This is a genomic window from Pseudomonas sp. TE12508, from assembly GCF_056279485.1.
The window spans coordinates 337,462-351,179 of sequence record NZ_JBWCCN010000004.1; the positions used below are offsets into that span (position 1 = coordinate 337,462).

Genomic DNA, 13,718 nt, shown 5'->3' on the forward strand with positions numbered 1-13,718 from the left:
GAACCTCGCTACCGCATTTCGGACACCTCCAGAGGCCTGTGTAACAGAAAAAGCGTAAACAGGCCTCGGGCTAACGACAACCGGTCTGACCGGCAGCGGGTTACTGTGATTTTCTGACCCGCAAGTACCACTCGGACAGCAGTCGTACCTGTTTGTCGGTGTAGCCCCGCTCGACCATCCGTGTGACGAAGTCGTTGTGCTTCTGCTGGTCCTCTTTGCTGGCCTTGGCGTTGAAGCTGATGACCGGCAGCAAATCCTCGGTGTTGGAGAACATTTTCTTCTCGATGACCACCCGCAGTTTTTCGTAGCTGAGCCAGGTTGGGTTCTTGCCGTTGTTGTTGGCTCGGGCGCGCAGTACGAAGTTGACGATTTCGTTGCGGAAATCCTTCGGATTGCTGATGCCGGCCGGTTTTTCGATTTTCTCCAGTTCTTCGTTCAGGGCTACGCGGTTGAGGATCTCGCCGGTTTCCGGGTCGCGGTATTCCTGATCCTGAATCCAGAAGTCGGCGTACAGCACGTAGCGATCGAAGATGTTCTGACCGTACTCGCTGTAAGACTCAAGGTAGGCAGTCTGGATCTCCTTGCCGATGAATTCGATATAACGCGGCGCCAGGTACTCTTTCAGGAAGCGCAGATAGCGTTCCCGGGTCTCGGCCTGGAACTGTTCCTGTTCGATCTGCTGTTCCAGTACGTAGAGCAGATGTACCGGGTTGGCGGCGATTTCGTGCGGATCGAAGTTGAAGACCTTCGAAAGAATCTTGAAGGCGAAGCGGGTCGACAGACCGTTCATGCCTTCGTCGACACCCGCTGCGTCGCGGTATTCCTGGATCGACTTGGCCTTCGGATCGGTGTCCTTGAGATTTTCGCCGTCATACACGCGCATCTTGGAGTAGATGTTGGAGTTTTCCGGTTCCTTGAGGCGCGAGAGCACGGTGAACTGAGCGAGCATTTTCAGCGTGTCGGGCGCGCAATGGGCCTTGGCCAGCGAGCTGTTGAACAGAAGCTTGTCGTAGATCTTCACCTCGTCGCTGACGCGCAGGCAGTACGGCACTTTGACGATATAGATCCGGTCGATGAATGCTTCGTTGTTCTTGTTGTTGCGGAAGGTGTGCCATTCCGATTCGTTGGAGTGGGCCAGCAGGATCCCGGTAAACGGAATCGCCCCCAAACCTTCGGTGCTGTTGTAGTTGCCTTCCTGGGTGGCCGTCAGCAATGGGTGCAGCACCTTGATCGGTGCCTTGAACATTTCGACGAACTCCATCAAGCCCTGGTTGGCCCGGCACAGCGCCCCCGAGTAGCTATAGGCATCGGCGTCGTTCTGCGGGAACTCTTCCAGTTTGCGAATATCGACCTTGCCCACCAGTGCCGAGATGTCCTGGTTGTTTTCATCTCCCGGCTCGGTTTTCGCGACTGCGATCTGGTTGAGGATCGATGGATAGAGTTTCACCACGCGGAACTGGCTGATGTCGCCGCCGAATTCGGCCAGGCGCTTGGTGGCCCATGGCGACATGATGGTATTGAGATAGCGCCGGGGAATGCCGAAGTCTTCCTCGAGGATCGCGCCATCTTCGGTGGCGTTGAACAGACCCAGGGGCGACTCGAAAACCGGCGAGCCCTTGATTGCGTAGAAGGGCACTTTCTCGATCAGTTGTTTGAGCTTTTCGGCCAGGGACGACTTACCGCCACCGACAGGGCCCAGCAGGTAGAGGATTTGTTTCTTCTCTTCCAGACCCTGGGCCGCATGGCGGAAATACGACACGATCTGGTCGATGCATTCTTCCATCCCATGGAAGTCTTCAAAGGCCGGATAGCGGCGGATCACCTTGTTGGAAAAGATTCGCGACAGCCTCGAGTTGGTCGAGGTGTCGAGCAGCTCCGGTTCTCCGATGGCCAGCAAGAGACGCTCGGCGGCGGAAACGTAGGCGCTGCGGTCCTTTTTGCACAGCTCCAGGTACTCCTGCAGAGAGAGTTCTTCCTGGCGCGTGGACTCGAAGCGTTGTTGGAAGTGGCTAAAGATACTCATGACGTCACCTCGCTCGATACGTGGAGCCGACGCCGGATCACTCAGTCGATGCTGGCAGCAACCGAACAGGCAGTTGCTGTTTACCCCCCAGAACTCTCCCGGAGCTGACGACTCCGAAAGCTACTCCCGATGACCCGCGCGCCGGTGTACCGGCTCTCCCCTGTTTTGGATGGCCTGCGCTTAAGGATAGTTGGGAATTTGGAAGGTAAATGCAAGATGCGTAATAAGTTGTGGCAGACCGTTCGTCTGTCACCGCGCTAGCCCGCGGGGACCGGGGCTTGCGCGCGTTGAAAATAATTATTCGGAAGTGCCTTGCGCCGTTTCCGAAGGATAGGTCGTACGCCACAACTCGAAACCGCCATCCATGCTATAGACGTCGGAGAAGCCTTGGCTGACTAGATACGCAGCCGCGCCCTGGCTGGAATTGCCGTGATAGCAGACCACTACCGTCGGCGCGTCCAGGTCAGCGCCCTGAATGAAAGCATGCAGAGAATGATTGTCCAGATGCTTGGAGCCGGCAATGTGCAGCGCGGCAAACGTTGCCGGATCGCGGACATCGACCACTACCGCGCCTTGTTCGCGCAGGGCCTGGGCCTGTTCTGGGGGGATACGTTTGAATTCGCTCATGGCGGGCTCCTGTGGCTCGGCTGAAAGCGCAGTCTAGCGCGGGGCGCTGGCTGACGTTTGTTCGGGGATAGAGGTGGCGACTGGCGGCCGGGTTTTACCTCTGGCGTCGCATTTACATTGCAGGCGCTCACCGGTGTCGACGTTCATCAGGGTCATGGCGCCACCCCAGACGCAACCGGTGTCGAGCGCAAACAGACCTGGCTCGTTGCACTGGCCTTCGAGCGCCGCCCAATGGCCGAAGATGATCTTCAGGCCTTTGGTCTTGCGCTCCTTGTGGGCAAACCATGGCGCATAACCCGGCGGCGCGGTGTCGATGCCTTCCTTGCCCTTGAGATCGAGTTTGCCGTCGCTGGTGCAAAAGCGCATCCGGGTGAAATAGTTGGTGATGACTCGCAAGCGCGCTGCGCCTTTGAGGTCGTTGTCCCATTTCACCGGCTCGTTGCCGTACATACCGTCGAGGTAAGGCGCGAAGCGGTTGTCGTCGTGCAGGGCTTCTTCGACTTCGGCGGCGCACTTCAAGGCTTTGCGCAGCGACCATTGCGGCGGAATGCCCGCATGGACCAGGGCGATATCGCGCTGTTCGTCGTAATGCATGAGCTTTTGTTGCCGAACCCACTCCAGAAGCTCCGCGCAATCGGGTGCTTCAAGAATCTCGCGAAGCGTGTCGGCCTTCTTCAGGCGTTCGATGTTTTGCCCGACCGCCAGCAAGTGCAGGTCGTGGTTGCCGAGTACGCACACCAGCGACTCGCGGAGGCTATAAAGGAAGCGCAAGGTGTCCAGCGACTGTGGGCCACGGTTGATGAGGTCACCCACCAGCCACAAGCGATCCTTTGCCGGGTCGAAAGAGACTTGCTTGAGCAGGCATTGCAGCGGCTCAAGGCAACCTTGCAAATCGCCGACGGCATACGTCGCCATCAGTGCAGGGCTCCGGGTACCGCCAGACGGAATGGAGCGATGATGGCATCGAAGTGCTTACCGTCGTCGGCGACCATCTCATAAGTGCCCTGCATCGTACCGACCTTGGACGTCATGACGGTGCCGCTGCTGTAAGTATGGCTCTCGCCCACGTCGATCAACGGCTGCTGGCCGACGACGCCTGCACCACGAACCTCCTCGACATGCCCGTCACCGTCGGTGATCACCCAATGCCGTGAAAGCAGTTTGGCGGGCACCAGGCCATTGTTCTGCACGGTGATGGTGTAGGCGAAGGCAAAGCGATTTTGCTCGGGTTGCGATTGTTCTGCCAGATAGCGGGTGACGACGCTGACGTCGACCTGATAACGAGGATCGGACATGCAAAAGGCCTTAGAAACGAAGCGGGACGCGGGGCATAGCTGATAGAACTCAGTCTAGGCCAAGTATCGGGTAGTAAACCAGAGTGGCGTCCTACCCGATAGCGCTCATCGCCTTTCAGTCGGTGGCAGGCTTGTGTAGGACTTGTTCGCTGAGCTTGTCGGCCAGACGAACGAAGGCCGCCAGATCGAGCTGCTCGGGGCGTAGGCTGCCATCGACGCCGGCAGCTTCGATTTCAGCGTTGCTCAGCAACAATTTCAGCGTGTTGCGCAGGGTTTTACGGCGCTGGTTGAAGGCTTCGCGCACGACGCGCTCCAGCAGTTTGTGATCTTTGGCTGGATGCGGGAGTACCGCGTGAGGCACCAGCCGCACGATGGCCGAATCGACTTTCGGCGGCGGATTGAATGCGCCCGGGCCGACGTTGAACAGATGTTCGACCCGGCAATGGTACTGAACCATGATCGACAGGCGACCCCAGTCACCGCCACCAGGCCCCGCCGCCAGACGCTCGACCACTTCTTTTTGCAGCATGAAGTGCATGTCACGAATCAGGCTTGCGTTGTGCAACAGATGAAAAATCAGCGGCGTAGAGATGTTGTACGGCAGGTTGCCGACCACTCGCAGGCTGTTCGGCGCGGCGTTCAGGCTGTTGAAGTCGAACTTCAGCGCGTCGCCTTGATGCAGGTGGAAATTGCTCTTGCCGGCGAACTGCTGGTTGAGGATCGGGATCAGGTCCTTGTCCAGCTCTACTACGTCCAGCTGGGCGCCGCTGTCGAGCAGGCCTTTGGTCAATGCACCCTGGCCCGGGCCGATTTCCAGCAGACGGTCTTCAGGTTTGGCATGAATGGAACGCAGGATACGGTCGATAACGCCGGCATCGTGCAGGAAGTTCTGGCCGAAGCGCTTGCGCGCCCGGTGTTGGTAATGCTCGGTCATAAACGGGTCTCGGCCATCTGGTAGGCGGTTTCCAGGGCGACTTGCAGGCTGCCGGTATCAATTTTGCCGCTGCCGGCCAGATCCAGGGCGGTGCCGTGGTCGACCGAAGTGCGGATGATCGGCAAGCCAAGGGTCACGTTGACTGCCGCGCCGAAGCCTTTGTATTTCAGCACGGGCAGGCCCTGGTCGTGGTACATCGCCAGCACCGCGTCGCAGTGCTCCAGATATTTGGGGGTAAACAGAGTGTCGGCGGGCAGGGGACCGCGAAGGTCCATGCCCTCGCCGCGCAGGCGCTCTAATGTAGGTTCGATGATGTCGATTTCTTCATGGCCCAGGTGACCGCCTTCACCGGCGTGCGGGTTGAGCCCGCAAACCAGGATGCGTGGCTGGGCGATGCCGAATTTTTCTTGCAGGTCGGCGTGCAGAATCCGCGTGACCCGTTCCAGACGCTCCGGCGTGATTGCATCAGCAATCTCGCGAAGGGGCAGGTGAGTTGTAACCAGCGCTACGCGCAAGCCGCGAGTGGCGAGCATCATCACCACTTGCGCGGTATGAGTCAGGTCCGCGAGAAATTCCGTGTGCCCGGAAAAGGCGATTCCGGATTCATTGATCACGCCTTTATGCACTGGGGCGGTGATCATGCCGGCGAAATGCCCGTCCAGGCAGCCCTGGCCAGCACGCGTCAGGGTTTCCAGGACGAAAGCCGCATTGGCTTTGTCCAGTTGCCCGGCGATGACCTTGGCGTTAAGCGGCGTATCCCACACATACAGGCTGTTGGCAGGTGCGGGAGTATCCGGCCAGCTGTCGGGCGTTACCGGCAGCAGATCGACAACCACGCCCAGCTGCGCGGCCCGCTCGATGAGCAGGTCGCGGCTGGTAATGGCAATCAGGGGGTGTGGCTGGGCTTGCGAGGCGAGCAGCAGGCACAGGTCAGGACCTATGCCGGCCGGTTCGCCGGGGGTCAACGCGAAACGCTTGGGTTTCACTGCGTTGCCTGGTCTGCACCAGGGAGCTTGATTTCTACATACGCTTCGTCACGGATCTGACGCAGCCAGGTTTGCAGCTCTTCATCGTATTTGCGGTTACGCAGTACGGTCATCGCTTGCTGTTCGCGGGCCTGGCTGGTGCTGTCGGTGGCGCGGCGGCCAAGGACTTCCAGAACGTGCCAGCCATATTGAGTCTGGAACGGCTTGGACAGCTGACCTTGTGGGGTCTTGGCCATCACTTCGCGGAACTCAGGCACCAGTGCATTCGGGTCGATCCAGTTCAGGTCGCCACCGTTGAGGGCGGAACCCGGGTCTTCCGAGAAGCTTTTCGCCAGCTCGCCGAAATCTTCGCCCGCTTCGATACGGGAATAGAGCGAATCAGCCAGAGCCTTGGTTTTTGCTTCGTCGCGGATCGGGCTTGGTTTGACCAGGATGTGACGCACATGCACTTCGTCACGCACCTGGGCTTCGCCGCCACGCTTGTCGAGGATCTTCAAAATGATGAAGCCGCCCGGGGTACGCATAGGCTGGGTCACGTCACCCACTGCCATGGTGCCCAGCAGGCGATCGAACGGAGGTGGCAGTTGAGCGGCTTTACGCCAGCCCATGTCGCCGCCTTCCAGTGCGGTTTCGCTGGCGGATTTGGCGATTGCCAACTGACCGAAGTCAGCGCCTTGCTTGAGTTGCTGGTAAACCGCGTCGGCTTGTTTGGCTGCATTCTGAATCGCGTCGGAGTTGGCGCTTTCCGGCGTAGGAATCAGGATGTTGGCCAGACGGAACTCTTCGGACAGCTGCATCTTGCCCAGGTCGGACGCCAGGAAGTTCTTCACTTCCTGCTCGGACACCTGGATGCGTTCAGCCACACGGCGCTGACGTACACGGCTGATGATCATTTCGCGGCGAATCTGGTCACGAGCGTCGTCATAAGACAGGCCGTCGCGAGACAAAGCGGAGCGGAATTGCTCAATAGACATGTTGTTGCGCTGGGCAATGGTGCCGACGGCCTGGTTCAGTTCTTCATCGGTAATGCGGATGCCGGAACGCTCGCCGATCTGCAGTTGCAGGTTTTCGACGATCAGACGTTCGAGCACCTGCTGATCCAGCACGCCGGCAGGCGGTACGGCAGCACCGCGTTTGGCGATGGTTTGCTGAACTTCGTGAACGCGCTGGTCCAGTTGGCTCTGCATGACCACGTCGTTGTCGACGATAGCCACCACTTTATCGATGGATTGTACCGCGGCGTTGGCCGCGGTACCCAGGAACAGCGCGCCCAGTATCAGCGGGCGCAGACAATCAGAAAGCTTGGTCTTCACGTTCACGATAACCTTGGATGCCTTTGTCGAGGAAGCTCTCTACCTTGGCGCCAGTGAGGCCGCCGAGTCCCTTCAGAACAATTTGGAGGAAGACGCCGTGGTCGCCTTTTTCGTTTTCCGGGGCGTTCTGACTGAACTCGTCATAGCTGACCCAGTAACGGTTGATCAGGCGCAATTTCCAGCAGCAGTTGTCGTATTCGAAACCACCGAAGGCTTCCAGAGTACGGTTGCGGTTGTAGTCATACTGCCAGCGGCTGATGGCGTTCCACTGCGGCACGATCGGCCAGATCACCGAGAAGTCGTGCTGCTTGATCTTGTAGTAGTCCTTCACATAGCCAGGAGTGCCCGGAGTACCGTAGTCACCACCGCCTACCGACCATTTACCGGTGTTCTGGTCATAACGGACCTGGTCATTGCGATAGCGATAACCGGCGTTGATGACCTTGTTCGGGTTGTCTTCAGGCTGGTAGTGGAACATCGCGCTGCCCGAGCGAGGGCTGCGGCTGTCCGGGTCCCAGTTGTAATCGGCGGTGGTGCGCCAATCGCGGTTCCAGCGGTATTCGTATTCCAGCGCATAAGGCGAAACACTGGATTTTGCATCATCGCGGGTTTTCGCATCGATACCTGGCAACTGTACTTCGCGGTCCTTGAAGTACAAGGCCTGGCCGACGCTGATGCGTTGACGTTCGAAGCCGTTGTCTTCAATCCAGCGGTTGGTCACGCCCAGCGACAGCTTGTTCTCGTCGCCGACACGGTCGGAGCCGGAGAAGCGGTTGTCGCGGAACAGCGAGGCGTAGTTGAAGGTGTATTCGCTGGTGTCGAACACCGGAATATCCTTCTGGTCTTCCTCAGGTACATAGAGGTAGAACAGGCGCGGTTCCAGGGTTTGACGGTAGTTTTTTCCGAACCAGGAAGTGTTGCGGTCAAAGTACAGGCCGCTGTCGATGCTGGCGATCGGTACGCCACGGTTCTGGTTGCTGCTGAACGTGCCGTTGACCCTGTCCTGCTCCGCGCTTTGCGAAGCGATGTCGCTTTTGCCCCTGCCGTCCAGATCCAGTTGATACTGCGTGTACTGGTACTTGAGCGATGGCTTGAGGAAGCCATACGTCCAGTTCAGCGGCAGACTGACACCTGGTTTGAGATTCAAACGCTCGCCGTTGGCGCGTGCCAGACCAAAGATGTTGTTATCCAGACGTGGCTCGGTGGTAATCCCGTCCTCCTGGACGAATGTTCCACTCTTCAGGTCGCGATCAAAGCGAACGATCTCGGTCTCGTAATCGAAGTTCAAACCTTCCGGATGGTACGGCAGCTGACCATTGAAGGTGATTTGCGGCAATCGATCATACGGTGTGATGTTCGAAACGGTCGCCAGCTGATAAGCCTGGGCATTCAAACGAGCGGTGTAGCTGTCGCCACGATAGGTGACAGAACCCTGCTGGTTCACGTAATCGGAGCTCTTCACACCAATCTGGTCAGTCTGCAGATCCTGGAAGTAATACGGATCGCTGATCTTGGTGTAATCGACCTGAGTCATTACGCGCGAGTCCAGACCACCCTTGTGCTGCCAGTTGTACATGTAGCGGGTTTTATCGTAGTCGCTCTGCAGCTTGCGATCGTCGTTCTCGTCGTTGAGGTATGCGGCGCCGAACTGACCTTCGCTGGATTCGGTCAGGTAGCGGAACTCGCCTTCCATCAACAGGCCACGCTTGCTCATGTAGCGTGGGTACAACGTGGCATCGTAGTTCGGTGCCAGGTTGAAGTAATACGGGGTGACCAGCAGGAAGCCGGTATCGCTGCCGGTGCCAATGGTCGGTGGCAGGAAGCCGGACTGGCGACGGTCGTCGATCGGGAAATAGATGTACGGCGTGTACAGAACCGGAATGTCCTTGACCCGCAGCGTCACGTTGGTCGCAGTACCGAAACCGGTCGCCGGGTTCAAGGTGATGTTGTTGCCCTTGAGTTGCCAAGCGTTGCTGTCCGGTTCGCACGTGGTGTACGTACCGTCCTTGAGGCGGATGATCGCGTTCTCGGCCCGTTTGGCATATAGCGCGTTACCGCGGATACGCGATTTGTGCATCACGTATTCGGCGTTGTCGACTTTGGCTTCACCCGTGTCGAGCTGCACGTCGGCGTGGTCGCCCACGATCAGTGCGCCGTTGTCGCGAACACGCACGTTGCCGCTCAGTTCGCCACGGCTCTCGGCCTGGTACAGGTTCGCTTCGTCGGCTTCTACCTGCATGCTGCCCTGACGCATAACGACGTCACCGGCCAGAGTAGCGACCTGCTCATCCTGCTTATAGCGAGAGGCTTTGGCACCGAGAAAGGTCGGAGCGTCACTTTTACTCGTCTTGTCATTCATGCCAGGACGAATCGGTTCGATATAGGAACCAGAGCAGTAAGGACCGGTTTCGGCCAATTGCGCTGCGGTGAGCTTCTCGCGCGGAACCCAGTCGAGGTGACTGTAGTCTTCACTACGCGACTTCAGGCCACGGCCCTTGGACTCGGTAACCAGGACAGGCTTGGCGCCGGTGTCTGCGCTGGAGCCGGTGTCTGCCGCAGCTTCGCCAGTGGCGGAAACTGCGCTGCCGTCATGGACGGGGCGTGGCGGCAATGCAGCAGCCGGTGCCTTTGGCGCACAGTCCCAGGCACCCGAAGCAGAGACTGAGCAGTCATACTGTTCCGCGGCGACCACGAACGAAGTGGCTAGAGGTTGCAGGGCCAGCAGACTGCCGGTGACCAACAACGGAAATTTTTTACGAAACGCGGGGGATTTCAATGCCATCTTATTAGTCCGGGCTTCCTGCGTGCCATCTGCCCGCGGTGTGGGCCGCACGCCTCTCGATGGTCTGAAAAAGATGCTGGATAATAAAGCATGACCCGCTTGACGGCTAGCGCCGTCGGAGACCCTTGCAATGCCTGACCAAGATGTACGTTTGCAACACCTGAAAGTTTGGCTCGATGAACAGTTGGCTATCCTCTTTGCAGAACAAGGCTGGGGCTCCGTGCCCCCGGCCACGTTGACTGCGGCCAGTAGCGACGCGAGTTTTCGGCGCTATTTCCGCTGGGAAGGCGCAGGCCGAAGTTTCGTCGTGATGGACGCGCCGCCGCCCCAGGAAAACTGCAAACCTTTCGTGGATATCGCTTTTTTGTTGGCGAAATCCGGAATAAACGTGCCGAAAATTTATGCCGAAGACCTCGATCGTGGTTTTCTTTTGCTCAATGACCTGGGCAACAAGACTTACCTGGACGTGATCGACAGCGAAAACGCCGACGAATTGTTCAAGGATGCCCTGCAAGCACTGCTGGCTTTCCAGCAGTTGCCGATGGTGGCGCCGCTGCCGAGTTATGACGTGGCGCTGCTGCGTCGCGAGCTGGAACTGTTCCCTGAGTGGTATGTGAAACGTGAGCTGGGCATCGAGTTCGACTCGGCGCAGCAAACACTTTGGCAGCAGGTCAGCGACCTGCTGATCGACAGCGCTCTGGCTCAGCCCAAAGTCCTGGTGCATCGCGACTACATGCCGCGCAACCTGATGCTCAGCGAACCGAATCCCGGCGTGCTGGATTTCCAGGATGCGGTTTACGGGCCGGTGACTTATGACGTGACCTGCCTGTTCAAGGATGCCTTCCTCAGTTGGCCTGAGGAGCGCGTGCGTGGCTGGTTGGAGGATTACTGGCAGCAAGCGGGCGCGCTCGACATCCCGGTGCAGCCTGACTTTGAAGACTTCTTGCGCGCCAGCGACCTGATGGGCGTGCAACGCCACCTGAAAGTCATCGGCATTTTCGCCCGGATCTGCCATCGCGACGGCAAGCCGCGCTACCTCGGCGACGTGCCGCGCTTCTTTGCTTATATAGACGCCGTCATCGCCCGTCGCCCTGAACTGGCGGAGTTGGGTGAGTTGCTGGCCAGTCTGCGTGCTGGAGCGACTGCATGAAGGCAATGATTCTGGCCGCGGGTAAAGGCGAGCGCATGCGTCCGCTGACCCTGACCACGCCAAAACCACTGGTTCGCGCTGGCGGAGTGCCCCTGATCGAATATCACCTGCGCGCCTTGGCGGCTGCAGGGTTTAGCGAGATCGTGATCAACCATGCCTGGCTCGGTCAGCAGATCGAAGATTATCTGGGCGATGGTTCGCGGTACGGCGTGAGCATCCAGTACTCGGCGGAAGGTGAGCCGCTGGAGACCGGTGGCGGTATTTTCCGTGCGTTGCCGCTGTTGGGTGACGAGGCCTTTGTGGTGGTCAATGGTGACATCTGGACCGACTACGATTTCAGTATGTTGCATCAGCCCATCGCCGGGCTCGCTCATTTGGTGCTGGCGGACAACCCGGCTCATCATCCGAGCGGGGATTTCACCCTGCTCGATGGCCTGGTGCAGGACGGTCAACCGGACACATCAACCCTGACCTATAGCGGCATTGCCGTGCTGCACCCGCAGCTGTTTGACGGGTGCTCGGCCGGTGCCTTCAAGCTTGCACCGCTGCTGCGCAAAGCCATGGCTGACGGGCAAGTGACCGGTGAACGCCTGAATGGGCATTGGGTGGATGTCGGCACCCACGAGCGCCTGGCTGAAGTAGACACTCTGATAGAAGCGAGACGCTGACATGTTGTGGCCAGGGACTCTGATTGGAGCCGGAGCGGGCTTTGCTATAGCCAGCATTCCGGGGGCCATGCTCGGCGCTTTATTGGGACAGGCGCTGGACCGGCGCTTGCACCTGCAAAGCTGGGCGCATTTATGGGAGAAGTTCGGTGGTCGCTCGGTGCTGCGCAACGATGAGCTGCTGTTCGTGTTGCTAGGCCGATTGGCCAAGAGCGATGGACGGGTAGTGGATGGCCACATTCAGCAGGCGCGGCAGGAAATGCGTTCGCTGGAAATGACCGAGTCGGCGCAACGTCGGGCGATTGCAGCATTCAATCGCGGTAAGTCGGGGCACGACCGGTTGCGCGGTTATCTGCGACGCCTGAGTGCTCAACCCCATGCGGCGGAAGGTGTGTTGCGTGCCTGTTGGCGGATGGTCTGGGCTGATGGTCGCGCCGGTAGCAATGAGCGCGAGCTGATAGCCCAGTGGGGCAAATGGCTCGGCTGGACGTCGCATCAAGTGCAGGCGCTGGCCAGCGATTACGAGCCGCAGAAGCGACCGTTGGTCACCAGCGCGATCACGTATCAGGATGCCTTGCGACTGTTGGGAGTGTCTGCCACGAGTGAGCCGGCACAGATCAAGCACGCCTATCGACGCCTGCTCAGTCGGCATCATCCGGACAAGATTGCCGGCAGCGGTGCGACGGCGTTGCAGGTTCGTGAGGCAACGGACAAGACTCGTGAATTGCATACCGCTTATACGTTGATTCGTGAGCGGCGGGATTTTCGTTAGCCAAAGGTTTGTGTCGCTAGTGATGCCGCCATCGCGGGCAAGCCTCGCTCCCACAGGATTTGAATCGTACGCAATTTTTTGCTATCGACATAAAACCTGTGGGAGCGAGGCTTGCCCGCGATGAGGACGACTCGGTCTATCAGTCCGCCGCCGGCTGCGGATTCAACCACCCGCGCACCCGCCGCACCAACTGCTCTTGCTCGGCCTTGGCATTCCCCGGCAAAGCCTTGAGCGACACCTGACTGAACCCCGATGTTTTCAAGCGCTTGCTGGCCTGCAAACGTTCCAGCGCCGCGTTACGATCCACCGGCTTATCCATATAGAAGATGTCTGCGGCAGGCAGCTTCAAGGTGGGTGTGAGCTCAGCCAGTCCCGGTTTTGCTGCAACAGGCGTCTGGGCGGCAATCATCACGAATTTCTCGACTTGCGATGGCTGCTTCTCGCTCAGATAACGCGCGGCCCAGTAAGCGCCGGTACCATGGCCCAGCACGACGATACTGCGAGCGCTTTGCTGTTCGGCGTAGGCGATGGCGGCATCGATGCGCGCGAAGATTCGCTCGGCGTCAGCTTTGGCTTGTTCTTCGGTGGTTTCGACGATGGCCTTGTCGGTCACCTCCGCTTCACCGCCGGCCGCCTGTTCGATGGGCGCCGCAGTCGTCGCGTCTTTGCTGCCGGCATCAGGCGTTTTGGGCGCTGGCGCCACTTCGACGATACGTGGCGCAATGGCTTCGCTTTGCAGGTCCGGCAAGGTGATACTCAGGCTGCTCCACTCGGCGTCCGGCAATTTACGGCGCAATGGGCTGATCGCTTGCGGCCAGTCAACGGTTTCGCCGGCGCCCGGGATGATAATCACCGCGCCTTTGGGTTCGGCGGTATTGGCCGGTTTCCACAAGGCGAGAAAGCTGTCGGTGCCGGCTTGCAGTTGTTGCTGTTCCTGCGCAGGGATTTTTCGCTCAAGTGCTGCCGCTTCTTCCTGACTACGCTCAAGCAGCCGCTGGCGTTCAACCGGTTTTTCTTCTGCGGGTTTTTCCGCGGCGGCAGGTGCCGGGTCAGCCGCTTCGACGGAAAACGCGCAAGGCAGGATCAACGACAGGCACAATGCTGGCAGTGCCAGGCGGTAGACAGGGGGCATCGGATATTCCAGGCCAGAAGTTATTCCGGCAGCCTAATG

The 13,718-nt window shown here is 59.0% G+C and carries 12 protein-coding genes; 3 read left to right on the forward strand and 9 right to left on the reverse strand.

From position 1 onward, the window contains the following. Positions 1-100 precede the first annotated feature (100 nt). From ACZ9IM_RS07740 to ACZ9IM_RS07775, 8 genes are all read right to left on the reverse strand, one after another. Positions 101-2,023: a PrkA family serine protein kinase gene (locus ACZ9IM_RS07740; protein WP_007904259.1), complete on the reverse strand. Its 1,923-nt coding sequence runs from the start codon at positions 2,021-2,023 to the stop codon at positions 101-103. A gap of 297 nt (positions 2,024-2,320) precedes the next feature. Next, entirely contained in the window at positions 2,321-2,650 is a 330-nt protein-coding gene (glpE, locus tag ACZ9IM_RS07745) for a thiosulfate sulfurtransferase GlpE (protein WP_007904261.1), read from the reverse strand. A gap of 33 nt (positions 2,651-2,683) precedes the next feature. Further along, positions 2,684-3,565: a symmetrical bis(5'-nucleosyl)-tetraphosphatase gene (locus tag ACZ9IM_RS07750; RefSeq protein ID WP_427627060.1), complete on the reverse strand. Its 882-nt coding sequence runs from the start codon at positions 3,563-3,565 to the stop codon at positions 2,684-2,686. Further along, complete coding sequence (gene apaG / locus ACZ9IM_RS07755; protein ID WP_476223653.1) at positions 3,565-3,945, reverse strand: Co2+/Mg2+ efflux protein ApaG; 381 nt, start codon at positions 3,943-3,945, stop codon at positions 3,565-3,567. The genes ACZ9IM_RS07750 and apaG overlap by 1 nt, the downstream gene beginning before the upstream one ends. Positions 3,946-4,060: 115 nt before the next feature. Beyond that, a complete protein-coding gene (rsmA, locus tag ACZ9IM_RS07760; protein WP_427627064.1) occupies positions 4,061-4,879 on the reverse strand; it encodes a 16S rRNA (adenine(1518)-N(6)/adenine(1519)-N(6))-dimethyltransferase RsmA in 819 nt (272 codons plus the stop codon). Further along, the gene (gene pdxA, locus ACZ9IM_RS07765) at positions 4,876-5,865 is read right to left on the reverse strand and encodes a 4-hydroxythreonine-4-phosphate dehydrogenase PdxA (RefSeq protein ID WP_476223654.1); all 990 of its coding nucleotides are present in this window, start codon (positions 5,863-5,865) and stop codon (positions 4,876-4,878) included. The genes rsmA and pdxA overlap by 4 nt, the downstream gene beginning before the upstream one ends. Next, positions 5,862-7,178: a peptidylprolyl isomerase SurA gene (gene surA / locus ACZ9IM_RS07770; RefSeq protein ID WP_427627066.1), complete on the reverse strand. Its 1,317-nt coding sequence runs from the start codon at positions 7,176-7,178 to the stop codon at positions 5,862-5,864. Before surA ends, pdxA begins: the two co-directional genes overlap by 4 nt. Next, complete coding sequence (locus tag ACZ9IM_RS07775) at positions 7,159-9,960, reverse strand: LPS-assembly protein LptD (RefSeq protein ID WP_476223655.1); 2,802 nt, start codon at positions 9,958-9,960, stop codon at positions 7,159-7,161. The genes surA and ACZ9IM_RS07775 overlap by 20 nt, the downstream gene beginning before the upstream one ends. A 130-nt stretch (positions 9,961-10,090) precedes the next feature. On the opposite strand from ACZ9IM_RS07775, the gene ACZ9IM_RS07780 reads away from it, so the two are divergent. From ACZ9IM_RS07780 to ACZ9IM_RS07790, 3 genes are read left to right on the forward strand one after another with little or no spacing between them, the layout of a single operon-like run. After that, positions 10,091-11,110 carry an aminoglycoside phosphotransferase family protein gene (locus ACZ9IM_RS07780; RefSeq protein WP_427627070.1) on the forward strand — a complete coding sequence of 340 codons (1,020 nt, stop codon included), beginning with the start codon at positions 10,091-10,093 and terminating at the stop codon, positions 11,108-11,110. Beyond that, on the forward strand, positions 11,107-11,778 hold the full coding sequence (gene murU, locus ACZ9IM_RS07785) for an N-acetylmuramate alpha-1-phosphate uridylyltransferase MurU (RefSeq protein WP_427627072.1): 672 nt from the start codon (positions 11,107-11,109) through the stop codon (positions 11,776-11,778). Before ACZ9IM_RS07780 ends, murU begins: the two co-directional genes overlap by 4 nt. Before the next feature lies 1 nt (position 11,779). Next, a complete protein-coding gene (locus ACZ9IM_RS07790; protein ID WP_427627074.1) occupies positions 11,780-12,547 on the forward strand; it encodes a TerB family tellurite resistance protein in 768 nt (255 codons plus the stop codon). A gap of 139 nt (positions 12,548-12,686) precedes the next feature. On the opposite strand, the gene ACZ9IM_RS07795 is transcribed toward ACZ9IM_RS07790, so the two are convergent. Beyond that, positions 12,687-13,679: an alpha/beta hydrolase family protein gene (locus ACZ9IM_RS07795; protein ID WP_476223656.1), complete on the reverse strand. Its 993-nt coding sequence runs from the start codon at positions 13,677-13,679 to the stop codon at positions 12,687-12,689. Positions 13,680-13,718: the final 39 nt, after the last annotated feature.